This window comes from Stenotrophomonas sp. 109824_Sma, assembly GCF_056480025.1.
The window spans coordinates 4,082,664-4,107,459 of sequence record NZ_CM151078.1 but is presented as its reverse complement, the minus strand read 5'-3'; the positions used below and the strand labels follow the sequence as shown (position 1 = coordinate 4,107,459).

General features: G+C 67.2%; 27 protein-coding genes. 18 read left to right on the top strand and 9 right to left on the bottom strand.

The genetic code is table 11. The annotated features are described in order from the left end of the window. Nucleotides 1-67: 67 nt before the first annotated feature. A complete protein-coding gene (locus ACZK1G_RS19220; RefSeq protein ID WP_014038551.1) occupies nucleotides 68-472 on the bottom strand; it encodes a hypothetical protein in 405 nt (134 codons plus the stop codon). 165 nt (nucleotides 473-637) lie between these two features. Here ACZK1G_RS19220 and ACZK1G_RS19215 point away from each other — a divergent pair, with 165 nt between their 5' ends. Then, the gene (locus ACZK1G_RS19215; RefSeq protein WP_101766107.1) at nucleotides 638-2,668 is read left to right on the top strand and encodes a M3 family metallopeptidase; all 2,031 of its coding nucleotides are present in this window, start codon (nucleotides 638-640) and stop codon (nucleotides 2,666-2,668) included. Between the two features lie 169 nt (nucleotides 2,669-2,837). Here ACZK1G_RS19215 and ACZK1G_RS19210 read toward each other — a convergent pair whose 3' ends face one another. The 3 genes from ACZK1G_RS19210 to ACZK1G_RS19200 all read right to left on the bottom strand — a co-directional run bounded on the left by ACZK1G_RS19210 (nucleotide 2,838) and on the right by ACZK1G_RS19200 (nucleotide 4,788). Then, nucleotides 2,838-3,641, bottom strand: a complete 804-nt coding sequence (locus ACZK1G_RS19210; RefSeq protein ID WP_049444936.1) for an SDR family oxidoreductase — start codon at nucleotides 3,639-3,641, stop codon at nucleotides 2,838-2,840. Then, the gene (locus ACZK1G_RS19205; protein ID WP_032129027.1) at nucleotides 3,638-4,204 is read right to left on the bottom strand and encodes a DUF1415 domain-containing protein; all 567 of its coding nucleotides are present in this window, start codon (nucleotides 4,202-4,204) and stop codon (nucleotides 3,638-3,640) included. Before ACZK1G_RS19205 ends, ACZK1G_RS19210 begins: the two co-directional genes overlap by 4 nt. A gap of 101 nt (nucleotides 4,205-4,305) precedes the next feature. Beyond that, nucleotides 4,306-4,788 (bottom strand): YajQ family cyclic di-GMP-binding protein, encoded by a 483-nt coding sequence (locus tag ACZK1G_RS19200; RefSeq protein ID WP_014038547.1) that lies wholly within the window; start codon nucleotides 4,786-4,788, stop codon nucleotides 4,306-4,308. 186 nt (nucleotides 4,789-4,974) lie between these two features. Here ACZK1G_RS19200 and ACZK1G_RS19195 point away from each other — a divergent pair, with 186 nt between their 5' ends. The 5 genes from ACZK1G_RS19195 to ACZK1G_RS19175 all read left to right on the top strand — a co-directional run bounded on the left by ACZK1G_RS19195 (nucleotide 4,975) and on the right by ACZK1G_RS19175 (nucleotide 8,559). Next, on the top strand, nucleotides 4,975-5,871 hold the full coding sequence (locus ACZK1G_RS19195; RefSeq protein ID WP_049444938.1) for a DMT family transporter: 897 nt from the start codon (nucleotides 4,975-4,977) through the stop codon (nucleotides 5,869-5,871). Nucleotides 5,872-6,081: 210 nt separating this feature from the next. Next, entirely contained in the window at nucleotides 6,082-7,089 is a 1,008-nt protein-coding gene (locus tag ACZK1G_RS19190) for a methionine ABC transporter ATP-binding protein (protein WP_014038545.1), read from the top strand. Further along, nucleotides 7,086-7,775 carry a methionine ABC transporter permease gene (locus ACZK1G_RS19185; RefSeq protein WP_478447779.1) on the top strand — a complete coding sequence of 230 codons (690 nt, stop codon included), beginning with the start codon at nucleotides 7,086-7,088 and terminating at the stop codon, nucleotides 7,773-7,775. Before ACZK1G_RS19190 ends, ACZK1G_RS19185 begins: the two co-directional genes overlap by 4 nt. 195 nt (nucleotides 7,776-7,970) lie before the next feature. Continuing rightward, nucleotides 7,971-8,249 (top strand): type II toxin-antitoxin system RelE/ParE family toxin, encoded by a 279-nt coding sequence (locus ACZK1G_RS19180; protein ID WP_049444941.1) that lies wholly within the window; start codon nucleotides 7,971-7,973, stop codon nucleotides 8,247-8,249. 10 nt (nucleotides 8,250-8,259) lie between these two features. Beyond that, complete coding sequence (locus tag ACZK1G_RS19175) at nucleotides 8,260-8,559, top strand: HigA family addiction module antitoxin (RefSeq protein ID WP_006471116.1); 300 nt, start codon at nucleotides 8,260-8,262, stop codon at nucleotides 8,557-8,559. A gap of 40 nt (nucleotides 8,560-8,599) precedes the next feature. On the opposite strand, the gene ACZK1G_RS19170 is transcribed toward ACZK1G_RS19175, so the two are convergent. Further along, nucleotides 8,600-9,202 (bottom strand): lipocalin family protein, encoded by a 603-nt coding sequence (locus ACZK1G_RS19170; RefSeq protein ID WP_014038542.1) that lies wholly within the window; start codon nucleotides 9,200-9,202, stop codon nucleotides 8,600-8,602. 127 nt (nucleotides 9,203-9,329) lie between these two features. Here ACZK1G_RS19170 and ACZK1G_RS19165 point away from each other — a divergent pair, with 127 nt between their 5' ends. Then, complete coding sequence (locus ACZK1G_RS19165) at nucleotides 9,330-9,653, top strand: hypothetical protein (protein WP_049444946.1); 324 nt, start codon at nucleotides 9,330-9,332, stop codon at nucleotides 9,651-9,653. 69 nt (nucleotides 9,654-9,722) lie between these two features. Then, a complete protein-coding gene (locus ACZK1G_RS19160; protein ID WP_101766106.1) occupies nucleotides 9,723-11,819 on the top strand; it encodes a prolyl oligopeptidase family serine peptidase in 2,097 nt (698 codons plus the stop codon). Nucleotides 11,820-11,906: 87 nt separating this feature from the next. Here the strand turns inward: ACZK1G_RS19160 and ACZK1G_RS19155 are convergent, their stop codons facing one another. Further along, nucleotides 11,907-13,094, bottom strand: a complete 1,188-nt coding sequence (locus tag ACZK1G_RS19155) for a pyridoxal phosphate-dependent aminotransferase (protein WP_049445499.1) — start codon at nucleotides 13,092-13,094, stop codon at nucleotides 11,907-11,909. Between the two features lie 144 nt (nucleotides 13,095-13,238). Between ACZK1G_RS19155 and ACZK1G_RS19150 the strand changes: the two genes are divergently transcribed. The 9 genes from ACZK1G_RS19150 (at nucleotide 13,239) to hslU (ending at nucleotide 21,086) form a co-directional block, all read left to right on the top strand. Further along, complete coding sequence (locus ACZK1G_RS19150; RefSeq protein WP_101766105.1) at nucleotides 13,239-15,350, top strand: S9 family peptidase; 2,112 nt, start codon at nucleotides 13,239-13,241, stop codon at nucleotides 15,348-15,350. A gap of 54 nt (nucleotides 15,351-15,404) precedes the next feature. Beyond that, complete coding sequence (locus tag ACZK1G_RS19145; RefSeq protein ID WP_101766104.1) at nucleotides 15,405-15,830, top strand: YbaN family protein; 426 nt, start codon at nucleotides 15,405-15,407, stop codon at nucleotides 15,828-15,830. Nucleotides 15,831-15,912: 82 nt separating this feature from the next. Continuing rightward, a complete protein-coding gene (gene lptM / locus ACZK1G_RS19140) occupies nucleotides 15,913-16,185 on the top strand; it encodes an LPS translocon maturation chaperone LptM (protein ID WP_049443713.1) in 273 nt (90 codons plus the stop codon). Further along, nucleotides 16,178-17,029: a diaminopimelate epimerase gene (gene dapF, locus ACZK1G_RS19135; RefSeq protein ID WP_101766103.1), complete on the top strand. Its 852-nt coding sequence runs from the start codon at nucleotides 16,178-16,180 to the stop codon at nucleotides 17,027-17,029. The genes lptM and dapF overlap by 8 nt, the downstream gene beginning before the upstream one ends. Then, nucleotides 17,026-17,700 carry a DUF484 family protein gene (locus ACZK1G_RS19130; protein WP_049443709.1) on the top strand — a complete coding sequence of 225 codons (675 nt, stop codon included), beginning with the start codon at nucleotides 17,026-17,028 and terminating at the stop codon, nucleotides 17,698-17,700. The genes dapF and ACZK1G_RS19130 overlap by 4 nt, the downstream gene beginning before the upstream one ends. Nucleotides 17,701-17,716: 16 nt before the next feature. Then, entirely contained in the window at nucleotides 17,717-18,607 is an 891-nt protein-coding gene (xerC, locus tag ACZK1G_RS19125) for a tyrosine recombinase XerC (protein WP_101766102.1), read from the top strand. Nucleotides 18,608-18,684: 77 nt separating this feature from the next. Next, the gene (locus ACZK1G_RS19120) at nucleotides 18,685-18,885 is read left to right on the top strand and encodes a DUF3079 domain-containing protein (RefSeq protein WP_049443881.1); all 201 of its coding nucleotides are present in this window, start codon (nucleotides 18,685-18,687) and stop codon (nucleotides 18,883-18,885) included. Between the two features lie 172 nt (nucleotides 18,886-19,057). Then, nucleotides 19,058-19,609: an ATP-dependent protease subunit HslV gene (hslV, locus tag ACZK1G_RS19115; protein ID WP_005411093.1), complete on the top strand. Its 552-nt coding sequence runs from the start codon at nucleotides 19,058-19,060 to the stop codon at nucleotides 19,607-19,609. A 103-nt stretch (nucleotides 19,610-19,712) separates the two neighbouring features. Beyond that, complete coding sequence (gene hslU / locus ACZK1G_RS19110) at nucleotides 19,713-21,086, top strand: ATP-dependent protease ATPase subunit HslU (RefSeq protein ID WP_014038532.1); 1,374 nt, start codon at nucleotides 19,713-19,715, stop codon at nucleotides 21,084-21,086. A gap of 95 nt (nucleotides 21,087-21,181) precedes the next feature. Here hslU and ACZK1G_RS19105 read toward each other — a convergent pair whose 3' ends face one another. The 3 genes from ACZK1G_RS19105 to smeT are packed head-to-tail and all read right to left on the bottom strand — an operon-like array spanning nucleotide 21,182 to nucleotide 23,375. Beyond that, nucleotides 21,182-22,174, bottom strand: coding sequence for a Gfo/Idh/MocA family protein (locus ACZK1G_RS19105; RefSeq protein WP_101766101.1), 993 nt, complete (start codon nucleotides 22,172-22,174; stop codon nucleotides 21,182-21,184). A 35-nt stretch (nucleotides 22,175-22,209) separates the two neighbouring features. Continuing rightward, nucleotides 22,210-22,719 (bottom strand): MepB family protein, encoded by a 510-nt coding sequence (locus ACZK1G_RS19100; RefSeq protein WP_101766100.1) that lies wholly within the window; start codon nucleotides 22,717-22,719, stop codon nucleotides 22,210-22,212. Next, a complete protein-coding gene (smeT, locus tag ACZK1G_RS19095) occupies nucleotides 22,716-23,375 on the bottom strand; it encodes an efflux transporter SmeDEF transcriptional repressor SmeT (protein ID WP_005419430.1) in 660 nt (219 codons plus the stop codon). Before smeT ends, ACZK1G_RS19100 begins: the two co-directional genes overlap by 4 nt. Before the next feature lie 227 nt (nucleotides 23,376-23,602). Here smeT and smeD point away from each other — a divergent pair, with 227 nt between their 5' ends. Further along, on the top strand, nucleotides 23,603-24,787 hold the full coding sequence (gene smeD / locus ACZK1G_RS19090) for a multidrug efflux RND transporter periplasmic adaptor subunit SmeD (protein ID WP_101766099.1): 1,185 nt from the start codon (nucleotides 23,603-23,605) through the stop codon (nucleotides 24,785-24,787). Nucleotides 24,788-24,796 lie beyond the last annotated feature (9 nt).

The following is a 24,796-nucleotide window of genomic DNA, read 5'->3' as shown; positions in this document are numbered from 1 at the left end:
CCCTTGTAACGTCGAGCCATGCTCGACTCCGGGAAAGAGCCGTCGAGCATGGCTCGACGCTACAGATTCAATACCCCGCTGCGGTGAACGCATCCAGCACCGCGTCGCGCAGCGCATCTGGCAAGGCCTCGATGTCCATCGCTCGGTCATCCAGGTGCAGGCTGGGGTCCAGGATGCTGGCGCGGCCCTGGGCCAATGCCTGCAGCCACAGCAGCACGCAGATCACGAACTCGCGCTCGTGACCCAGCTGCAGCTGGCTGGCGCCGCGCTCGACCACTTCGAACGGGTACCACTCCTGGGCGTCGTTGAAGGTGCCGCCCTGCTGCAGCACCGCCTGCAGCTGCTGCAGGTGGCGCGGGGCGTCATCGCCGGCATCGCACAGCGCGGCGATCCAGGTCAGTTCGGCCGGGCTGGCGGACAGCGCCAGCGATCGCGCCGGTGAGGTGGATGCAACTGCAGCCAGACCTTCCATGTGGGGCCTCGTTCGGTACCTACCGCTGCGGACTCCCCCGCAGCCAGAGCTTCGGTGCGTGACCGTAAGGCCGATGTGAATGCCGCGCCCCCTTGTCAGCCACGCCTGCCAGCGCCATATCTACCGGGCTGCCCGCCTGCCGGGCCCGTTTCCTGGAGATCTGCCGTGACCGTTGCCAACCCCCTGCTTGATGTTTCCGGCCTGCCGCGCTTCGAGGCGATCCGCCCCGAGCACGTCGCACCGGCGCTGGATGTGCTGCTGGCTGAGGCCGAAGCCGCCGTCAGCAAGGCCGAGCAGGTGCAGCCGGTGCGCTGGGAGACCTTCGTCGCCCCGCTGGACGATGCCACCGAGCGCCTGTGGCGCGCCTGGGGCCTGGTCGGCCACCTGCAGGGCGTGGTCAACACCCCGGAACTGCGTGAGGCCTACAACAGCAACCTGCCGCGGGTGACCCGCTTCGCCAGCGCGCTGGGCCAGAACCTGGCGCTGTACCGCCAGTACCAGGCACTGGCCGCCAGCCCGGAGGCCGCGCACTTCGACGAGGCCCAGCGCAAGGTGCTGGACAACACGCTGCGTGATTTCCGCCTGGGGGGGGCCGAGCTGGCGCCCGAGGCGCAGCAGCGCTTTGCTGCGATCAAGGAAGAGCTGTCGGCGCTGTCGGCGAAGTTCTCGCAGAACGTGCTCGATGCCACCGATGCGTGGTCGCTGATCATCGAGGACGAAGCGCGACTGAACGGCCTGCCGGAAGACGTGAAGGCCGCCGCGCACGCTGCGGCGGAAAAGGAGGGCAAGACCGGCTGGAAGCTGACCCTGCAGATGCCGTGCTACCTGCCGGTGCAGACCTGGGCCGAAGACCGCGACCTGCGCGAGATCCTGTACCGCGCCAGCGCGCAGCGTGCATCCGAATTCGGCGATGACGCACTGGACAACAGCAGCAACATCGACCGCATCCTCGCCCTGCGCGCGGAGCTGGCCGCACTGCTCGGCTTCGCTTCGTACGGCGATTATTCGGTGGCGACCAAGATGGCGCAGGATCCGGCCGAAGTGCTGGGTTTCCTGCGCGACCTGGCCGCGCGCGCCAAGCCGTTCGCCGCCAGGGACCGCGCCGAACTGGAGCAGTTCGCACGCGAACAGCTCGGCATTGACAGCCTGCAGGCCTGGGACCTGGCATTCGCCGCCGACCGCCTGAAGCAGGCGCGCTACAGCTATTCAGAGCAGGAAGTGAAGCAATATTTCACCGAACCGAAGGTGCTGGGCGGCCTGTTCTCGGTGATCGAGCAGCTGTATGGCCTGCGCGTGCAGGAGGACAGTGCGCCGGTCTGGCATGAAGACGTGCGCTTCTTCCGCCTGGTCGATGCGCAGGGCGCGCTGGTGGGCCAGTTCTACCTGGACCTGTACGCACGCGAAGGCAAGCGCGGCGGTGCGTGGATGGACGATTGCCGCAACCGCCGCGAGCGTGCCGACGGCAGCGTGCAGACCCCGCTGGTCTACCTGGTGTGCAACTTTGGCCGTGGTGCCAACGGCAAGCCGGCGACCTTCAGCCACAACGAAGTAACCACGTTGTTCCATGAGATGGGCCACGGCCTGCACCAGCTGCTGACCCGCATCGGCGAACTGGGTGTGGCCGGCATCAACGGCGTGGAATGGGACGCGGTGGAGCTGCCCAGCCAGTTCATGGAGAACTTCTGCTGGGAATGGGACCACCTGCAGGGCATGACCGCGCATGTTGAAACGGGTGAGCCACTGCCGCGCGCGCTGTACGAGCGCATGCTGGCCGCGCGCAATTTCCACAGCGGCATGGCCACGGTGCGCCAGCTGGAATTCGGCCTGTTCGACATGCTGCTGCACAGCCAGTTCGAACCGGCGCAGGACAGCGTGCTGGCACTGCTGGACCGCGTGCGCGCGGAAGTGGCCGTGAACCACCCGCCGGTCTGGAATCGCTTCCCGCACCAGTTCAGCCATATCTTCGCCGGTGGTTACGCCGCGGGTTACTACAGCTACAAGTGGGCCGAAGTGCTCAGCGCCGATGCCTACGCCGCGTTCGAGGAAGCGCCGCAGGCACTGGCTGAAACCGGTGCACGCTTCCGCGATGAGATCCTGTCGCGTGGTGGCAGCCGCCCGGCGGCGGAGAACTTCAAGGCCTTCCGCGGCCGCGCACCGCAGATCGACGCGCTGCTGCGCCACTCGGGCATGGCGTAAGCCGTTGTGGTGGGTGCCAACCTGGGTTGGCACGTTACCGCTATCCACGCATGGCGTGGATCTACCGGAATGTTCGGACATGGCGTAACGCTTTGGTAGGCGCCAACCTTGGTTGGCGAAAAGCCCAGGCCAACCAAGGTTGGCCTCTACCTGGCGTCCCGGCTTGTGATCATTCGGCGTAGATCATCTTCCGGGTCATGCCGCCGTCGACGATGAAATCCTGGCCGGTGCTGAAGCCGGACAGTGATGACAGCAGGTACACCGCCAGCGCGCCGATGTCCTCGGGGCGGCCGACCCGGCCGACCGGGTGCTGTGCCTGGTCGATGGCCGAGTACTCCGGCGCGTGTCGTCGCGAGGGGGCCTGCCAGGCGGTGGTGCCGACCCAGCCCGGACTGATGCTGTTGACCCGCACCGTTGGGCCGGCACTGATCGCCAGCGCATGGGTGAACGCCACCAGCCCACCTTTGGCCGCAGCGTAGGCCTCGCTGTGCGCTTCGGATTGCCAGGCGCGGGTCGAGGCGATGTTGATGATCGCGCCGGCAGCACTGGCCGTCAGCGCCGGTAGTGCGTGCTTGCTGCACAGGAAGGCACCGTGCAGCGAGGACAGCCGGCGCTGCCACTCGTCCCAGTCCATGTCCTGCAGCAGCGTGCCATGCGGTCCGGCGATGCCCGCGTTGTTGACCAGCCCGTCGATGCGGCCGAAACGCTGCAAGGCGACGGCGATGAAGTCGCGCACGCTGGCTTCGTCGGTGATGTCCAGGCGCTGGAATGCGGTGTCGTCACCGCGCTGCCATTCCGCCAGACACGCATCGCCGGCCTCCACGTCCAGGTCGCCGATCAGCACGCGTCCGCCGGCACCGAGCACCGCCTGGGCGATGCCACGGCCGATGCCGTTGGCGCCGCCGGTGACCAGCACCACCTTGCCCGACAGCGGCGCGGCCGGCCATGCGGCAATCGGCGGCACCGTGCTCACGTCAGGTCTTCGCCACGCAGGCGGCGATGCCAGCCGTCCACGCCGATGCGGTCCAGGGTCTGGATGTTGCGCTCGACGATCACGTCCGGGTCCGGATAGACATCCACCGCGCGCGCCACGCTGTCTTCGCGCAGCAGGTGCAGGGTGGGGAAGGGCGCGCGATTGGTATAGTTGCTGGCGTCGTCCGCGGCCACGCCGTCGAACTGGTAGTCCGGGTGGAAGCTGGCCACCTGCAGGATGCCCTGCAGGTCCAGTGCCTCGATCGCGGCGTCGGCGTTGTCGAGGAAATCGTTGTAGTCGAGGAAATCGGTCAGCACCTGCGGATGCACGATCAACGTGGTGTCGATCTGTTCGGCCGGCGTATCGCGCAGCAGCACCAGTTCCTCGGCCAGCTGCTCAACCAGGGCTTCTGGCGTGGTCGCATCGCTGAGCACGATGCGGACCTGGTCCTTCACATACACCGCCTTGGCGAACGGACACAGGTTCAGGCCGATGACGATGCGCTCCAGCCACAGGCGGGTGGCGGCGATCGGGTCATCGGTGGGCAGGTGGGAATCGGTCATGGCGGGCACGTCGGCTGGCGGGGCCGCCATTGTAGGCGCGTCGCTGGCAACGCGCCGTCGTACCTGCCGCTGGCAGCGCCGGGGCGTGCCCGGCGGATGCCTCAGTCGCGGAAGTTGTTGAACTGCAGCGGCAGCTCGAACTTGCCGGCCTTGAGCACGGCGATGGCGTCCTGCAGGTCGTCGCGCTTCTTGCCCTGCACGCGCAGCTTGTCGCCGTTGATCTGGCTTTCCACCTTCAGCTTGGCATCCTTCAGCGCCGCCGCGATCTTCTTGGCGATCTTCTGCTCGATGCCCTGCTTGACGGTGATCTTTTGCCGGGCCTGGGCCAGGTTGGTCTCGATGTCGCCGAACTCCAGGCTGAGCACGTCGATGCCGCGTGCGGCCAGGCGTGCGCGCAGGATGTCGTTCATCTGCTTGAGCTGGAACTCGGTCGGCGCGGTCTGGTTGATCACATCGCCATCGCGCTCGAACTTGGCGTCCACGCCCTTGAAGTCGAAGCGGGTGCTCAGTTCGCGGTTGGCCTGGTCGATGGCGTTGGTCAGCTCGTGGGTGTCGACTTCGGACACGACGTCGAAGGAAGGCATGGGCGATGCTCCGCAGGATTCAGTGGTGGCCATTCTATCGCGAGGGCCCGCATGACTGCCTTCTGTAGAGTCGAGCCATGCTCGACCGCTGTGTGAAGAACAGTCGAGCATGGCTCGACTCTACAGAAGGGCGGCAGTTGAGCATGGCTCGACTCTACAAGCCGGTGTGGTCGGCGATAATGGGCCATGAACGTGCAACGCTCCCCCTCGCGTGCGGTGGCCTGGATGGTCGCTGCGGTCGCCTGTTTCTCGCTGATGGACGCTGGCATGAAGCAGCTGTCGGCCAGCTATCCGACCCTGGAAGTGACCTTCCTGCGCGGCGCGGCCTCGTTGCCGTTCGTGCTGGTCTGGGTGCTGGCCAGCGCCGGGCCGCGCTCGCTGGTGCCGCGTCGCTGGGGCCTGCACCTGCTGCGTGGCGCGCTGGGCATGGCGATGATCGGCTGCTTCGTGTTCGCCCTGCGCGACCTGCCGCTGTCCACCGCCTACACCATCTATTTCGTCGCCCCGCTGCTGATCGCCGCACTGTCGGTGCCGCTGCTGGGCGAACGGGTCGGGCCGCGGCGTTGGGTCGCCATCGGCATTGGCCTGGTCGGCGTGCTGGTGGTGCTGCGACCGGGCGTCGACGGTTTCATCTCGGTGCCCGGCCTGATGGTGCTGGCCGCCGCCACCGCCTATGCCGTGGCGGCGATCACGGTCAGCCTGCTGACCCGCACCGATACCTCGCAGTCGATGGTGGTCTGGTTCCTGGTGATCATGGCCATCGGCGCCGGCCTGCTGTCCCTTCCCGGCTGGGTGCCGCTGCAGCTGGCGCATGCGCCGCTGATCGCCGGCATGGGCCTGGCCGGGGCGCTGGGCCAGATCGCCCTGACCAAGGCGTTCCAGCTGGGCGAGGCTTCGATGATCGCGCCCCTGGAATACAGCGGGCTGGTCTGGGTGATCGGCTGGGACCTGGCCTTCTGGGGCCAGCTGCCCGATGGCTATACCTGGGTGGGTGCGGCGATCATCGTCGCTTCCGGCCTGTACCTGCTGCACCGCGAGCGGGTGAACCGGCAGGAACCGCCGAAGCCGCTGGATCATCCCTGAGTCGGCTGGGCCAGGGAATGGGGTCAGAGCCCCTGCGGGGATCCGACCCCGGGGTCGGATCCCCGCAGGGGCTCTGACCCCAGCCAACGCGCCGGTGCGGGTGCCTTAGAACCAAAAGGAATAACATTCTGGCCCATGGCGCGGGCGCGCGACCGCCTGCGCTGGTAGGCTGCACGCCCCCTTCCGTCACCCAGCCGGTGAGCCACGCCCGTGATCGAGTTCCAGCGCCTGCACAAATCCTATGCCGTTGCCGGCCGCGAAGTCAGCGCGCTGCAACCGCTGGACCTGACCATCGAGGCCGGTGAGGTATTCGGCATCATCGGCCATTCCGGCGCTGGCAAGTCGACCCTGATCCGCATGATCAACCGCCTGGAAGAACCCAGCGGCGGACGGCTGCTGATCGGTGGCGAGGATGTCACCGCACTGGACGCGGATGGCCTGCGCACGCTGCGCCGGCGCATCGGCATGATCTTCCAGCACTTCAACCTGCTGTCGTCGCGCACGGTGGCCGGCAATGTCGCCTTCCCGCTGGAGCTGGCCGGCACGCCGAAGGCGGAGATCGACGCGCGCGTGGCCGAGCTGCTGCAGACCGTGGGCCTGGAAGCGCATGCGCAGAAGTACCCCGCACAGCTGTCCGGTGGCCAGAAGCAGCGCGTCGGCATCGCCCGTGCGCTGGCGACCCGCCCGCAGATCCTGCTGTGCGACGAGGCCACCAGCGCGCTGGATCCGCAGACCACGGCCTCGGTGCTGTCGCTGCTGTCGAAGATCAACCGCGAGCTGGGCCTGACCATCGTGCTGATCACCCACGAGATGGACGTGATCCGCCGTGTCTGCGACCGCGTTGCCGTCCTCGACGCCGGCCAGATGGTCGAGACCGGACCGGTTACCCGGGTGTTCCTGCATCCGCAGCACCCGACCACGCGCCGGTTCGTCAGCGAATCGGAGCACGTGGACGAAGGGGCGTTGCACCGCGATTTCGACGTGGTGGGCGGGCGCATCGTGCGCCTGACCTTCCTCGGCGGCGATACCTACGAACCCCTGCTCGGCAGCGTCGCGCGCCAGACCGGGGTCGACTACAACATCCTGTCCGGCCGCATCGACCGGATCAAGGACACCCCCTATGGCCAGCTGGTGGTCGCCCTGGTGGGCGGTGACCAGTCCGCCGCGCAGGCCGCCTTCGTGGCTGCCGGCGTGCATGTCGAGGAGCTGCGTCGATGATCATCGCCACTGCCGGCGGTTTCTTCCGCCACCTGGATGCGGGCAAGTGGGCCGACATCGGCCAGGCCACCATCGACACCCTGCTGATGCTGCTCGGTTCGCTGCCGCTGACCGTGGCCATCGGCCTGCCGCTGGGCGTGCTGCTGTACCTGTTCGGTGCGCCGCAGATGAAGCGCCGTCCGTTCGCCTATGGCGTGCTGGCGCTGGTGGTGAACCTGCTGCGCTCGGTGCCTTTCATCATCCTGATGATCGTGCTGATTCCGGTCACGCTGTTCCTGATGGGAACGTCGCTGGGCGTGCGCGGCGCGATCGTGCCGCTGGTGATCGGCGCGGCGCCCTTCTATGCGCGCCTGGTCGAGACCGCGTTGCGCGAAGTGGACCGTGGCGTGATCGAGGCGACCCAGGCGATGGGCGCCACCACCTGGCAGCTGGTCACCCGGGTGCTGCTGCCGGAAGCGCGGCCGGGCCTGATCGCCGGTGCGACGGTCACCACCGTGGCCCTGATCGGCTTCACCGCGATGGGCGGTGCGATCGGTTCCGGCGGCCTTGGTGACCTGGCGTTCCGCGATGGCTACCAGCGTTCGCACACCGACGTGGCCCTGGTTACCGTGGTCCTGCTGCTGGTGCTGGTGCAGCTGCTGCAGATGCTCGGCGACCGCCTGGTCGCGCATTACAGCCGCAAGTAACGGGCGCCGGGCATCGTTCGGGTAGTGCCGGCCGTTGGCCGGCAGCCTGTAGCCTGCAGAGTGTCGATATTGTGCCTGTCATAGCGCCAGGCTCTGGAAGCCGCCACGCCCATCAGGAATCGATATCGCCAGACTGGGACTGGCAGCACATCGCGTTCCTTGGTATGTTCCGTTAAACGTAATACGTTTTGCGGAATGATCCGTTCATTCCGCTGCAAGCAGACCCGCGCCCTGTTTGAAGGAACCTGCCCACGCGCCTGGCGCCAGATCCGGCGAGTGGCGGAACGCAAACTGCAGCTGCTCGACTCGGCACAGACGTTGGCCTTCCTGCGCAGCCCGCCCGGGAATCGTCTTGAGGCGCTGTCAGGCGATCGAAGAGGGCAGTACAGCCTTCGCATCAGCAATCAATGGCGGCTCTGCTTTACCTGGACCGACGGCGGCGCCGATGCCGTGGAAATTGTTGACTATCACTGAGGTGCCCGCCATGAAGCGTCCCCACAACGGCATGCGCGCCATCCATCCTGGCGAGATCCTGCGCGAAGAGTTCCTGCTGCCCCTGGCGCTGAGCGTGAATGCGCTGGCGAAGGCCCTGGATGTGCCCGCAACGCGACTGCACGCCATCGTGCACGGCCAACGCAGCATTTCGGCGGACACTGCAGCGCGGCTGGCGCGGCATTTTGGTGGGGATGCCGCGTCCTGGCTCGCGATGCAGGCGGCCTACGATCTCAAGACATTGCCAACGCGCAGCGAAATCGAACGCCGGGTGCAGCCACGCGCGGCGTGACGTCCGGGCGCACGGACCCGGTTCCGCACCCGCGATCCGATCAACGCGCGTTCGGTACTTCGTAGCCCAGCTTGCCGACCTGTTCCGGATGCTGCGGCACGCGCTTGAGCTTGTCGGTGTTCACGCCGTACTCGTCGCGCAGGCGCTCGGCCAGCTCCTTGTACAGGGCTTTGTCCATGTCCGGCTTGCGCGCGAAGATCCAGGCCATCTCGCGGCCCGGATAACCGATCAGTGCCCACGAGTAGTCGGGGGCGACTTCCAGCACCCGCGAATGGGTCGGCACCACGCGATAGAACCAGGTTCGCCAGCCGTGGTTGCCGCTGTCCGGATCGACGCTGGCACGTGCGCGTATCTCCTGCAGCGGTTCGCCGAAGCCATCACGGTAGCGGTAGGTGATGCCGACCTTGTGCTCGTCGCGCAGCTCGTACTCGTTGACGCTGGCGACATGCCCGCGTTCGATGAAGTTCGGCACGCGGCCGATCACATACCAGGTGCCCATGAAGCGCTTCAGGTCGATCGGCGCCCCCGGGTCGGCCGCGTCGGTGGCGCTGGCGCGGGGCGACGGCGGCTCACTGGCGGCCATGGCAGGACCTGCCAGGGACAGAGCCAGCAGCACGGCGCAGAACGGGCGGATCGAAGTCATGCGGGAGCGGGCTCCAGTGGGCTTGCACGCGCATGGTCGACTGTGTGCACGCGATCCGTCAATGGTGTCGCATCCTGTGAGAAGGGGCTTGCCCAAGCTGTGTTGCATTGTCTACCGGAGAAGCCCCATGAATGCTCGTTCCGTCCGTCGCCCTGCAACTGAACGCGTCATCGAACGCGCCGACCCGCGCCTGCTGCGCGGCGTGCAACAGCTGGCCCTGGCCGGACTGGCGCTGGTACTGGTCTGGCCGGCGGCACGTGGCAGCAGCGCATGGCTGGGCTGGCTGCCGATGTGGCTGGTGGGCATGCCGCTCACGGCCTGGTGGGCGCTGCTGCGCTTTCCGCTGCCGCGCCTGTCATGGCGGCGGCTGGCGCGGCGTACCGGTGGACAGGCGCGCCGTCGGCCGGCTCCCGCCGCACGCGGCCGGCGCAGTCCGGCGGCCACGGCCTGACCTTCGACACGGGGGAGGCTGCGACATTCCGTGCTAGCGTTCCACGGCTTATGACTGCCTGGAGCTGCAATGTCACGACTCGCTTCCGCCTGCCTGTTGGCCGGCATGATGACCGCTGCCTCGGTGGGGACCGCCGTGGCCGCTGAAGACACCGATCGCTACGCCTGGCTGGAGGACGTCACCGGCGACAAGCCACTGTCCTGGGTCAAGGAACAGAATGCCAAGTCCGAGGCGCGCCTGGCGCAGACTCCGGCCTTCAAGCAGATGGAGACCAGCATCCGCGAGGTGCTCGACTCCGATGCCAAGATCCCCGGCGTGCAGAAGATCGGCGACTACTACTACAACTTCTGGAAGGACCAGCAGCACGAGCGCGGCCTGTGGCGCCGCACCACCCTGGCCGAGTACCGCAAGGCCTCGCCGCAGTGGGAAACCGTGCTCGACCTGGATGCGCTGAACAAGGCCGAGGGTGAGAACTGGGTCTGGCACGGCGCCGATTGCCTGCGCCCGGATTACAGCCGCTGCCTGATCGCGCTGTCGCGCGGCGGCGCCGACGCCGACGTCACCCGTGAGTTCGACCTGGCCAACAAGACCTGGATCAAGGACGGCTTCTTCCGTCCGGAGTCGAAGGGTGGCCTCAACTGGGTCGACCGCGACACCGTGTTCGTCTACACCGACTTCGGTGCCGGCACGATGACCACGTCCGGCTATCCGCGCGTGGCCAAGCTGTGGAAGCGCGGCACGCCGATGGCCTCGGCCACCGTGGTGTACGAAGGCAAGCCGGAAGACATGTACATCGCGGCGATGCACGATGACACCCCGGGCTTCGAGCGCAACCTGGTCAGCCGCACGCTGGCGTTCTACAACAACGAGCTCTACCTGCGTGGCGACGACGGCACGCTGACCAAGATCGACGCGCCGAACTCTGCCGAGAAGGGCCTGCACAAGCAGTGGCTGACCCTGGAACTGCGCGATCCGTGGACCGTGGGCGGCAAAACCTACGCGTCCGGTTCGCTGCTGGCGACGAAGCTGGACGACTTCCTGGCCGGCAAGCGCGACTTCGAGGTGCTGTTCACCCCGACCGCGACCACCTCGCTGGCCAGCGCCACCTGGACCAAAAGCCACCTGGTGCTGAACGTGCTGGACGACGTCAAGAACCGCCTGTCAGTGCTGACCCCGGGCGCAGATGGCTGGAAGACCAGCCGCTTCGTCGGCGCGCCGGCCTTCGGCACGCTGGCCGTGGGCGCGGTGGACAGCAATGACAGCGACGCGGTGTGGCTGACCGCCACCGATTACCTGACCCCGACGACGCTGGCGCTGGCCGAGATCGGCCAGGCACCGGAAACGCTGAAGACCATGCCGGCCTTCTTCGATGCCAAGGGCAAGGTGATCGAGCAGCACTTCGCCACCAGCAAGGACGGCACCCGCGTGCCGTACTTCGTGGTGCACGACAGGGCGATGAAGCTCGATGGCTCCAATCCGACCCTGCTGTACGGCTACGGTGGTTTCGAGATCTCGCTGACCCCGAGCTATTCCGGTGGCATGGGTCGCGCCTGGCTGGAGAAGGGCGGCGTGTACGTGGTCGCCAACATCCGTGGCGGCGGCGAGTACGGCCCGCGCTGGCACCAGGCGGCGCTGAAGCAGAACCGCCACAAGGCCTATGAAGACATGGCCGCGGTGGCGCGCGATCTGGTCAAGCGCAAGATCACCACCGCCAAGCACCTGGGCGTGCAGGGTGGCAGCAACGGAGGCCTGCTGACCGGCAACATGCTGACCCAGTACCCGGAACTGTTCGGTGCGGTGGTGGTGCAGGTACCGCTGCTGGACATGAAGCGCTACAGCCACCTGTTGGCCGGCGCCTCGTGGATGGCCGAGTACGGCAACCCGGACACCAGCGACTGGGAGTTCATCAAGACCTTCTCGCCGTACCACCTGTTCAACGCGAAGAAGAACTACCCGCCGGTGCTGTTCACCACCTCCACCCGCGATGACCGCGTGCACCCGGGCCACGCCCGCAAGATGGCGGCGAAGATGATCGACGCCGGCAAGGACGTGACCTACTACGAGAACATCGAAGGTGGCCACGGCGGCGCAGCCAACAACGCGCAGGCCGCGCACATGTCGGCGCTGGCCTACAGCTTCCTGTGGGAGCGGTTGGGCGGCAAGTAAGCAGAACGGAAAACGCCGCCTTCGGGCGGCGTTTTTCTTTGGGTTCCACCTATCCACGCCATGCGTGGATGCCGCTCGCGCGGACGATCAGCCGCTCCAGCGCTTCAACCCACGCGCGATGCGCGCCACCGCCTCCTGCAACCGCGGTACTTCCTGGGTGTACGCCAGCCGCACATGCTGGTTGGCGCGGTGGAAGCCGAAGTCCAGGCCCGGGGTGAACGCCACGTGCTCGGTTTCCAGGAAGTGCGCGCAGAACGCCTGCGCGTCGTCGGTGAAGGCGCTGACATCGGCGTACAGGTAGAACGCGCCCTGCGGCTCGACCTCGATGCGGAAGCCCAGCTCACGCAGTGCGGGCAGCAGGAAGTCACGGCGCTGCCGGAACGCCTCGCGGCGCTGTTCGAAGATCGCCATCGATTCCTCGCTGAAGCAGGCCAGCGCGGCATGCTGGGCAATGCTCGATGCGCTGATGTACAGGTTCTGCGCCAGCTTCTCCAGATCGGGTACCGCTGACGGCGGTGCCACCAGCCAGCCCAGCCGCCAGCCGGTCATGCCGAAGTACTTGGAGAAACTGTTCAGCACGAACGCGCTGTCGTCCACCTGCAGCACGCTGGGTGCATCCAGGCCGTAGGTCAGGCCGTGATAGATCTCGTCCACCACCAGGTGGCCGCCGCGCGCGTGCAGGGTCTGCGACAGGGCGGCCAGTTCGTCGGCGGACAGCACGGTGCCGGTCGGATTGGCCGGTGAGGCGACCAGCGCGCCGACGCTGTCGGCATTCCAGTGCTGTTCCACCAGCGACGGGGTCAGCTGGTAGGCGGTGTCCGGGCCGACCGGCACCAGCTGTGCGCCGCCTTCGACGAGGCGCAGGAAGTGGCGGTTGCAGGGGTAGCCGGGGTCGGCCAGCAGCCAGTGGCGTCCGGGATCGACCAGCAGGCTGCTGGCCAGCAGCAGCGCACCGGACCCGCCCGGGGTGACCAGGATGCGTTCGGGATCGATGTCCAGCCCATAGTGGCTGCGATAGAAGCCGCTGATCGCCTGGCGCAGTGCCGGCAGGCCACGCGCGGCGGTGTAGCGGGTGTGGCCGGCGGCCAGTGCGGCCTGGCCGGCACGCACGACGGGTTCGGCAGTGGTGAAGTCCGGTTCGCCGATTTCCAGGTGGATCACATCGTGGCCGGCCTGCTCCAGCGCCTGTGCGCGGGCCAGCAGGGACATCACGTGGAACGGGGCGATTTCATGGCTGCGCCGGCTGTAGCCCGGCGTGTGGGGCAGGGTACTCATGGAGCCCATGGTACGCCGGCCGGCATGGCCCATGACGATCCGCAGGGTTGCCGCTTGGCCGCGATTGGGGTCAGATCCCTTTTCGGGAAAAGGGATCTGACCCCGCCGAAGACCATTGCATTGATGCGCCTGGAACCTTATCTCATGAAATCCACCCTCTGCCTGTTACTCGCCAGCCTGATGACCACCACTGCTACCGCCGCCACGCCGCCCGTTCCGCCGGATGCCGCCAAGCATCCGCATGTGGTCAAGGCGCCGTTCGGCGCGACCCGCAACGATGACTATTACTGGCTGCGCGACGACAAGCGCGAGAACAAGGAGATGCTGGCCTACCTGCAGGCCGAGAATGCCTACGCCGACCAGCTGCTGGCACCACTGAAGCCGCTGGAAGACACCCTGTACAAGGAGATCGTCGGCCGCATCAAGCAGGACGATTCCAGCGTGCCGGCGCGCGAGCGCGGCTACTGGTACTACAGCCGCTTCGAGACCGGCCAGGACTACCCCATCCACGCGCGCCGCAAGGGCAGCATGGAGGCGGCCGAGGAAATCCTGCTGGACGTCAACGCGATGGCCGCCGGCAAGGGCTACTTCAGCGTCGGCTCGATGGAAGTGAGCCAGGACAACCAGCTGCTGGCCTGGGCCGATGACGATGTCGGCCGCCGCCAGTACACGATCCGCTTCAAGGACCTGGCCACCGGCCAGGTGCTGCCCGATGTGATCACCGGCAGTTCCGGCGACCTGGTCTGGGCCGACGACAACCGCACCGTGCTGTACGTCGAGAACGATCCGGAAACGCTGTTGACCGTGCGCGTCAAGAAGCACGTGCTGGGCACCCCGGCCAGCACCGACACCGTCGTCTACGAAGAGAAGGACGACAGCTTCTACATGGGCATCGGCCGCACCCGCGACGATCGCTTCATCACCATCGGCGTGCACAGCACCGTGTCCTCGGAAGAGCGCTACGCGCCGGCCAGCGACCCGACCACCTTCACCGTGCTGGCGCCGCGCCAGCGTGATGTCGAGTACGACGCCGACCACTACGACGGCCGCTGGGTGATCCGCACCAACGACGGTGCGAAGAATTTCAAGCTGGTCACCGCACCGACCGATGCCACCTCGCGCGCGCAGTGGAAGGACTGGATCGCGCACGACGATGCGGTGTTCATCGAAGGCTTCGAGCTGTTCGACAGCTACACCGCCATCGCCGAACGGTCCGAGGGCCTGGAGCGCATCCGCCTGCTGTTCAAGGATGGCCGCAGCGACTACGTGAAGGCCGATGAGCCGGCGTATTCGATGGGCTTGGGCGACAACACCGAGGCCGATACGCCGTGGCTGCGCTACGTCTACACCTCGATGACCACCCCGACCACCGTGTTCGAGCTGAATACCGCCACCGGCGAGCGTCGCCAGCTGAAGCAGCAGCCGGTGATTGGCTATGACGCCTCGAAGTACGAGACCGACCGCGTCTGGATCACCGCTCGCGATGGCGTGAAGGTGCCGGTGTCGCTGGTCTACCGCAAGGGCTACCAGAAGGACGGCAAGGGTGCGCTGTTCCAGTACGCCTACGGCAGCTACGGCATGTCGATGGACCCGTACTTCAACCAGACCGCGGTGAGCCTGCTCGATCGTGGCGTGGTGTATGCCATCGCCCACATCCGCGGCGGCCAGGAGATGGGGCGCGACTGGTACGAGAACGGCAAGCTGCTGCACAAGCAGAACACCTTCAACGACTTCGTCGACGTCACCCGTGGCCTGGTGGCGCAGGGCTGGGCGGCGAAGGATCGCGTGGCCGCGTCCGGCGGCAGCGCCGGTGGCCTGCTGATGGGTGCCGTGGCCAACCAGGCTCCGCAGGATTACCGGGTGATGGTGGCGCAGGTGCCGTTCGTCGACGTGGTCACCACCATGCTCGACCCGACCATTCCGCTGACCACCAACGAATACGACGAGTGGGGCAACCCGGAGCAGAAGCCGTACTACGATTACATGCTGTCCTACTCGCCCTACGACAACGTGAAGCCGCAGGCCTACCCGGCGCTGTTCGTGGGCACCGGCCTGTGGGATTCGCAGGTGCAGTACTGGGAGCCGGCCAAGTGGGTGGCCAAGCTGCGTGACGACAACACCGGCCACTACCCGATCCTGTTCCGCACCAACATGGAAGCCGGCCACGGCGGCAAGTCGGGGCGCTTCCAGCGCTATCGGGAGCTGTCCGAGTCGTATGCGTTCGTGCTGCAGCAGCTGGGCATCGCCCAGCCGTAACGGCAGAGGGGTGCCGGGCGCTGCCGGGCACCCCGAACCGGTATCCTTGCGGCCATGAGCCTGCCCGAGCCATCTGTACCCCGCGATACCGCCACGCCGCCGCGCGTGGTGCGTTTCCGTTGGGCGTGGTGGCTGCTGGCCTACGTCAGCCTCGGCACCGGCATCGTCGGCATCTTCGTTCCGGGCCTGCCGACCACCGTATTCATCCTGATCTCGGCCTGGGCTGCATCACGTGGGTCCGAACGCCTGCACACCTGGCTGCTGCAGCATCCGCGTTTCGGCCCGGCCATCGCCAACTGGCAGGCGCACGGTGCGGTCAGCCGCTACGGCAAGTGGATGGCCACGATCACCATGGCGGTGTGCGCCGCCATCATGCTGTGGTGCGTGCCGATTGCCTGGGTGAAGTGGTTCTCGATCGGCAGCATGACCGTCGTGGCGATCTGGCTGTGGACGCGGCCGCTACCACCGCCCGCGGATTGAGCACCTGCGGGAGTGCCGGCCGCTGGCCGGCAACCCGATCCCCTGCACGAACCGCTCAGCCGCCAATGGCTATACTCGGGGCATGAAGATCCCCCATCGAAACGCCATCCTGATTCCGCTGGCAGCGGCCTCGCTGCTGCTCCTCGCCGCCTGCGGCAACAAGGGCCCGCTGGTACTGCCGCAGAAGCCGGTGCCGGTGGAAGAAACCGTCGAACCCGCAGCCGAGCCCGCCACCGAGGCGACCCCGGCGGAGACCCAGGGAACCGCTACCCCGGCCACGACCGTGGACCCGGCTGCACCGGCCACCCAGCCGGCACCCGCGCCAGCGAAGAAGGCGGGCAGCGGGAATGAGTAAGGCCGGTTCCAAGGCCCTGCGCTTCAGCAAGATGCACGGCGCGGGCAATGATTTCGTAGTGATCGACCTGCGTGACGGCACTGCGCCGCCCACGCCTGAACTGGCCGCGCGCCTGGCCGACCGCCACACCGGCGTCGGCTGCGACCAGATCCTGACCATCGAGGCGCCGCGTGCGGACGGTTCGGTGGCCTCGTACCGCATCTGGAATGCCGACGGTTCCAACTCCGAACAGTGCGGCAACGGGGCGCGCTGCATCGCCGCCTGGCTGGTGCGCGAGGGCAGTGCGCAGGGCGATGCATTCGTCATCGACAGTCCGCTGGCCAGCCATGAAGTGAAGGTGCTCGGTGATGGGCAGTTCGCGGTGACGATGGGCGTGCCCGCCTTCGAGCCGGCCAACGTGCCGCTGATGGGGTTTGCACACCCGCGCGAGGAATATCTGCTGCCGCTGCAGGGCGAGAGCGTACGCTTCGCCGCGGTGTCGATGGGCAACCCGCATGCGGTGATCGAAGTGGGCCTGATCGATGCCGCACCGGTCGAGCGCGTCGGTGCGCTGCTGCAGCAGCATGCATCGTTCCCGCGCTCGGTGAACGTGGGCTTCGCCCAGGTGATGAGCCCGGCGCATGCCCGCCTGCGCGTGTTCGAGCGCGGCGTCGGCGAGACCCTGGCCTGCGGCAGTGGTGCCTGTGCCGCCGCGGTGACCCTGATGCAGCGTGGCCGCCTGCAGCGCGATGCGCGCATCAGCCTGCCCGGTGGCGACCTGCGCATCCAGTGGCCGGGCGATGGCCAGCCGGTGGTGATGGCCGGCCCGACTGCATTCGTCTTCGAAGGGGAGTGGATCGCATGACCGAAACCGTCGACAAGCTCGGGGCCCATGAAGTCGCTGCCTGGTTGCGGCGTCATCCCGGCTTCCTCAAGCAGTTCCCGGACCTGGCCCTGACCCTGGTGGTGCCGCGCGACGACGGCCCGACCGCGTCGCTGGCCAGCTACCAGCTGGAAGTGTTGCGCGAGAAGAACCGCGAGCTGGCACGACGGTTGGCCGATCTGGGCGCGACCGCCCAGGTCAATGAACGCCTGGCGGTGCGCACGCACCAGCTGACCCTGGCGCTGATGAAGCAGGACAACGCCGCTGACACCCTGCGTGCGATGGCCGCATCGCTGCAGGAAGACTTCGCCGGTGACCTGGTGCGGCTGGTGGTGCACGCGCCGGTGGCCGGGCTGGAGCAGGCCGACTGGCTGCAGGTGATTGCCGCGGACGATCCGCAGCTGGGCCCGTTCCGCGATTGCCTGAACGACGGTGAGCCGATCTGCGGCCGCCTGCAGCCGGAAAAGAATGCCGTGCTGTACGGCGTGCGCAGTGAGGAAGTGCAGACCACCGCATTGCTGCCGCTGCCGGGCGTGGGCCTGATCGCGGTCGGCAGCCACGACCCGAACCGCTTCTATCCGGGCATGGGGACGCTGTTCCTGCGAATGATGGGCGACGCGCTGGTCACCGGCCTGAAGCGCTTCCCCGGCTGAGCAGGGCACGTCGACGATGAGCGCGGTACAGGCCTTCCTGCAGCACCTGCAGGTGGAGCGGCGGATGTCGGCACATACGCTCGACGCCTACCGCCGCGACCTGGACGCGCTGTCGGCCTGGGCCGAGCCGCGTGGCATGGCAGTGGAGGCACTGGATGCCGACGCGGTGCGCCAGTTCGTCGCCGACGAGCACCGGCGCGGCCTGTCGGCCAAGAGCCTGCAACGCCGCTTGTCGGCCTGCCGCAGTTTCTACGCCTGGCTGCTCAAGCACGGGCGTATCGAGGTCAGTCCGGCAGCGACGCTGAAGGCGCCGCGCGCGCCGCGCCGCTTGCCCCAGGTGCTCGACGCCGATGAAGCCGTGCAGCTGGTCGAGCTGGAGCCGCAAGGTGAACTCGGCCGCCGTGACCGCGCGCTGCTGGAACTTTTCTATTCCTCCGGCCTGCGCCTGAGCGAAGTCTGCGCGCTGACCTGGCGTGACCTGGATTTCGACAGCGGCCTGGTCAACGTGCTGGGCAAGGGCAACCGCCAGCGCCGGGTGCCGTTCGGCCGGCCCGCACGCGAGGCGCTGCAGGCATGGCGTGCGGAAAGTGGCGGCGGTCCGGCCTCGCCGGTGTTCCCCGGCCGCAACGGACCGATCAGCCAGCGCGCGGTGCAGATCCGCATCCGCCAGCTGGCGCAGCGCCAGGGCCTGTTCAAGCACGTGCACCCGCACATGCTGCGGCACAGTTTCGCCAGCCATATCCTGGAATCGTCCGGCGACCTGCGCGGTGTGCAGGAGCTGCTCGGCCATGCCGACATCGCCACGACGCAGATCTACACCCACCTCGATTTCCAGCACCTGGCCAAGGTCTACGACGCCGCGCATCCGCGCGCCAAGCGCCGCAGCAGGGACGACAAGGCTGAATAGCCTGCCCTTGATCTGGATCAGGGCAGGTCGGATGCAACCGGCGCACCGTGGCCGCAGGCCACGAGGACACCGCCGCCATGGCGAAGCCCATACCGTTGCATCCCAGACACCCCGAGCGCATCTGCTGGGGCTGCGACCGTTACTGCGCCGCTGAAGCGCTGGCCTGCGGCAATGGCTCCGGCCGCACCCAGCATCCGATCGAGACGCAGGGTGAAGACTGGTACCTCGCCTGGGGCATCGAGCCGAATCCGGACCGGCCTTCGCAGGCCAAGCGCTGAACGGCAGGCGTTCCACGTTCGGGCGGCGGGGTCCGCGCGCATTGCGATGCGCTCGTTAAAAGGGCGCCCTCTTCCCATGGGGCGCCACCAAGCTCTGAACGGCAGCCATCCGCGCAGGCTTGATCGCACCCGGCGCTGTCCCCATGTCCCGTGAACAGCTATCGGAGGCCGCATGGACCCCAGTCAGAACCCCAACGTTTTCCACGCCACCACCATCGTCTGCGTCCGTCGCGGCGAGCACGTGGCCATTGCCGGCGACGGCCAGGTCACGCTGGGCCACACCGTGATGAAGGGCAATGCGCGCAAGGTGCGCCGCCTCGGTCGTGACGGCCAGGTGCTGGCCGGCTTCGCCGGTGCCGCCGCCGATGCCTTCACCCTGTTCGAACTGTTCGAGGCCAAGCTGGAAAAGCATGGCCAGCTGCAGCGCGCTGCGGTCGAGCTGGCCAAGGATTGGCGCACCGAGCGCCGCCTCGGCAAGCTTGAGGCCCTGCTGGCGGTGGCCGACAAGGAAACCTCGCTGATCATCAGCGGCACCGGTGATGTGATCGAGCCGGAGGACGGCATCATCGCCATCGGTTCCGGTGGTTCCTACGCACTCTCGGCCGCGCGCGCACTGATGGCGCACACCGAACTGGATGCGCGCACCATCGCCAGCGAAGCGATCGGCATCGCCGGCGACATCTGCATCTACACCAACCGCAACGTGGTGGTCGAGGAGCTGTGAGGGTTGTGCCGGCCGATGGCCGGCAACCTCATGAGCCCGGACACACGTGCCTGGTTGCCGGCCAGCGGCCGGCACGACCGACAACGCATTCGTGAGCACATCCATGTCGAAGATCGAAGTTTCCTCCGCCACCATGACCCCGCGCGAGATCGTGCAGGAACTGGACCGGCACATCGTCGGCCAGCACGACGCCAAGCGCGCCGTGGCGATCGCCCTGCGCAACCGCTGGCGCCGCATGCAGCTGGTGCCTGAGCTGCGCAATGAAGTGATGCCGAAGAACATCCTGATGATCGGCCCGACCGGCGTCGGCAAGACCGAGATCGCACGTCGCCTGGCCACCCTGGCCAACGCGCCGTTCGTGAAGGTCGAAGCGACCCGCTTCACCGAAGTCGGCTACGTCGGCAAGGACGTCGAGCAGATCATCCGCGACCTGGCCGATACCGCGGTCAAGCTGTACCGCGAACAGGCCAAGGTGCGCGTGCGTACCCAGGCCGAAGAGCGTGCCGAAGACCGTATCCTCGATGCGCTGCTGCCGCGCCGCAGCGGTGGCATCGGTTTTGATCCGGAAGTCGCCCGCAACGAACCGTCGGCGCAGGACAACGAGACCCGCATCAAGTTCCGCAAGATGCTGCGCAATGGTGAGCTGGACGAACGCGAGATCGAACTCGACCTGGCTGCCAACGTCAGCATGGACATCATGACCCCGCCGGGCATGGAGGAAATGGGCCAGCAGCTGAAGTCGATGTTCGCCAACCTTGGCGGCGGCGCCAAGGCGCACAAGCGCACGCTGACCATCAAGGCTGCACGTCCGCTGCTGATCGAGGAAGAAGCCGGCAAGCTGGTCAACGAGGACGACATCCGCACTGCCGCGATCGAGGCCTGCGAGCAGCACGGCATCGTCTTCATCGACGAGATCGACAAGGTCGCCAAGCGTGGTGACAACGTGGGCGGTGGCGACGTGTCCCGCGAAGGCGTGCAGCGCGACCTGCTGCCGCTGGTGGAAGGCTCCAACGTGTCGACCAAGTACGGCACGATCAAGACCGACCACATCCTGTTCATTGCTTCGGGCGCGTTCCACCTGGCCAAGCCCAGCGATCTGATTCCGGAGCTGCAGGGCCGCTTCCCGATCCGCGTTGAACTGGGAGCGCTGAGCAAGGGTGATTTCGTGCGCATCCTGACCGAGCCGAAGGCCGCGCTGACCAAGCAGTACGAAGCACTGCTGGCCACCGAAGGCGTCAAGGTCAGCTTCACCGCCGACGCCATCGATCGCCTGGCCGAGATCGCCTTCCAGGTGAATGAGCGCCAGGAAAACATCGGTGCGCGTCGCCTGCATACGGTGCTGGAGCGCCTGCTGGATTCACTCAGCTACGAAGCGCCGGACCGCGACGGCGAAACCCTGGCCATCGACAGCGCCTACGTCGATGCCCACCTGGGTGAGCTGGTGCAGGACCCGGACCTGAGCCGCTACATCCTGTAACGCCCGATGGGGTCGGATCCCTCGCCGTGGCGAGGGCTCTGACCCGCTCGCTGCAACAGAAAAGGCCGCCGCAAGGCGGCCTTTTTCCTGTGCGGTCAGCGTGATTGCCGCGCGCGGTAGGCCTGCAGCACCTGGTCGATCACCGCACTGGTGCGGGCGGCGCTGATGCCGTTCGAGGGCGAGCGCCCGTTGCCGCGCAGTTCGTCCACGAGGGAGGCAATCAACGGTTGCTGGATCGACGGCGGGTTGGGGATGTCGAACGTCTGCACGCCGGCTTCGGTTTCCAGCTCCATCGGAACGTCCTCGAAGGTGGCAAAGCGCAGCTGCCCACGGTCGCCGGTGATCTCGATCTCATCCTGGCGGCGGAACGCGCAGAAGCTCCATTGCGCGATGCCGTGAGCACCCGTCCCGGTGCGGAAGCACATCGAGACGCTGTCCTCGGCGGCGTAGGCGCCGGTCAACGAACTGGCCAGGCCACGCACATCGCTCAGCGGCCCCAGCAGATGATCCAGCAGGTCCAGGGTGTGCGAGCCCAGGTCGACGAACAGGCCGCCGCCGGCGATCGCCGGATTGGTCCGCCAGAAGTCAGGCGATGCGGCATTCGCCGAATGCGGCCGATGCAGGGTCGCGCGCACGCTGCGCGGCGTGCCGATCGCGCCGCTGTCCAGCAACTGCTTCACCTGTGCGAAGCGGGGCAGGGCGCGGCGGTAGTAGGCGACGAACACCGGCACGCCGCTGCGGGCGCTGGCTTCAATGATGCGCTGGCACTCGTCGTGGTCCATGGCCATCGGCTTTTCGATGTAGACCGGCTTGCCCGCAGCTATCGCCTGCAATGCGTAGTGCATGTGCGTGGAGGGCGGCGTCGCAACGTAGATCGCGTTCACTTCCGGGTCGGCGATGAGTGCATCGGCGTCCGCGTACCAGCGGGGAATCGCATGGCGCCGCGCATAATCCTCGGCCAACGCCGCATTGCGGCGCATGACCGCGGCCACCCGTGAGCCCGGCGTGTTGGCCAGGGCCGGCCCGCTCTTCTTCTCGGTGACGCTGCCACAGCCGATGAAGCCCCACACCACGTTGTCCAGGATCATCAGGATGCGTCCAGAAAAGGGAAGGTCCGCCGGGTTCAACCCAACAGTGAGCGTAATCGATCACCGGCAGAGGCGGAGACATCAGCACCGGTGGGCAGGAAGCAACGAAGCTGCCACTGCCGGGTCCGGATCGCGTCCTTTGCGGTCGGCGTGCTCCACGGCGGATAGACACGGAGGGCGCGCTTTCCGCCCTCGCCATCGCGCGACATCACGCCGCGCTCGATCAGCAGGTCACGACTGAAGATGAACTGCCCGCGCTGTGTTCCGTCGAAGACCGCGATCACCACGAAGTGCACAGCATCGGCTGCATCCAATGGAGCGATATCAGAACCGGGGGCGGGGCGCTTCCACAGGGTTACGAACTGGCCGGTCTTGGTGGGGGTGATCTTCGCGACGCGGAACACGATGCTGTGACCCTCAAGGGCAAAGCGGCAGGCACCGTACTCTGCGCTTTCCGCTTCCGCCACGATCGGTCCGGTCAACTGCAGCCCTGCGGGCAGGTAGAGATCGTGCAGTGCCGCGATGGCGGCAGCAACGCCGCTCATGCTTCCGGCAACGGCTCGGGCACCGTTCCGGGAACGAACACGCCATCCTTCACGTAGGCGGCCAGGGTCATGTCCAGCGCGAGCATGCCATCGCGCTTGAGGTCCATCAGTTCCGGTTCGACCATCGCGCCATGCAGTACGCCCAGCACGGTAGCGTGCAGCATGCGCGCGGCGATCTTGGGGTCGGCGCCTTCGCGCAGCTGGCCCAGATCGCGGGCGCGGCGCAGGGCGCGCTCCATCCGGTCCAGCGCATCGCGGAATCCGGCCTGCTGCATTTCGGTCAGCACCTTGGTGTCCGCCGAGGCGTCGCTGCGCAGCATGATCTCCATGGTCTTGCGCAGGCGCTCGTCCTCGGACAGCTCGATGAACGAGTGGATCATCACCGCGCGCAGGTCGTGCACCGGGGTGTCGCGCTGGTCGGTGGAGGTGCGCTCCAGTTCCTGCATGAAGGGCAGGTGCACGCGCTCGACGATCGCAGCCAGCACCTCGCTCTTGTTCTTGAAGTGCCAGTAGACCGCGCCACGGGTGTAGCCGGCGCGGGCACCGATCATCTCCAGCGTGGTACGGGCCACGCCGTGTTCATGGAAGCAGGCTTCGGCGGCGTCAAGGATGCCTTCCCGGGTTGCCTGGGTGTCCTCTTTGGTCTTGCGGGCCATGGGTGTGGGTACGAGTGCGGGTGAAACGTGGCTGAATTGTACCGGTTTACAAACAAACAAGCATGTATGTATATTTCGCACCCATCATTCCCGTCGTGTGCGTGGCAGGCCGGTCCGGCTCCCACTCCACCCGGGTGGGCGCGATCTGCGGGGCTTTCACCGGAACAAGGGGAAGCCCACTGGTATCAGCTCCCTCTGAGATTCCTTCCTCCAAGAGCCTTTCCGTCATGTTGCTGAGCCGAATCCGACCCTTTGCACTGTCGCTGGCAATCGCCGCGACCGTGGCTGCCTGCGGCGGCCAACCCCAGGCCCCCGAACAGGGCCCGGGTGACGTCACCGTGGTCACGCTGAAGTCCGAGACCGTGGGCCTGACCCGCGAACTGCCGGGCCGTACCAATGCCTTCCTGGTCGCCGAAGTGCGCCCGCAGGTCAACGGCATCGTCGCCAAGCGCTTGTTCACCGAGGGCGGCATGGTCAAGGCAGGCGAGCCGCTGTACCAACTCGACGACGCCAGCTACCGGGCCCAGGCCAACAACGCCCGCGCCCAGCTGGCCCGCGCCGAAGCCACCGCCAATGCCGCCCGCCTGAGTGCCAAGCGCATCACCGAGCTGGCCAAGGTCGATGCGGTCAGCCAGCAGGACCTGGAAAATGCCGTGGCCGCACAGAAGCAGGCCGAGGCCGACGTCGGTGCCGCCAAGGCCTCGCTGGATGCGGCCAACGTCACCCTGGGCTACGCCCGCATCACCGCGCCGATCAGCGGCCGCATCGGCAAGTCCAGCGTCACCCAGGGTGCGCTGGTCAGCGCCGGCCAGGCCAATGCGCTGGCCACCGTGCAGCAGCTGGACCCGATCTATGTCGACCTGACCCAGTCCTCGGCCGAGCTGCTACAGCTGCGCCGCGAACTGGCCGCCGGCCGCCTGCAGGACAACCAGACCCTGCCGGTCAGCATCCTGATGGAAGACGGCAGCACCTTCGAGCACAAGGGCACGCTGGAGTTCTCTGAAGTCAGCGTCGATCCGACCACCGGCAGCTTCGGCCTGCGCGTGAAGGTGGACAACCCGGACGGCCTGCTGATGCCGGGCATGTACGTGCGTGCGGGGATCGGCGGCGGCGTGCGCAGCGACGCGGTGCTGGTGCCGATGCAGGGCATCGCCCGCGATCCGAAGGGCGACACCACGGCGATGGTGGTCGACAAGGACAACAAGGTCGAAGTGCGCCCGGTCAAGGTCAGCCGCACGGTCGGCGACAAGTGGCTGGTCGAGGACGGTCTGAAGGCTGGTGACAAGGTCATCGTCGAAGGCCTGCAGAAGATCGGCCCCGGCATGCCGGTCAAGGCCACCGAGAAGGGCGCTGCGCCGGCCAAGCCGGCAGCGGCCGCCCAGCCTGCCGCCCCGGCCGGCGACGCGAAGTAAGCGGAGAAC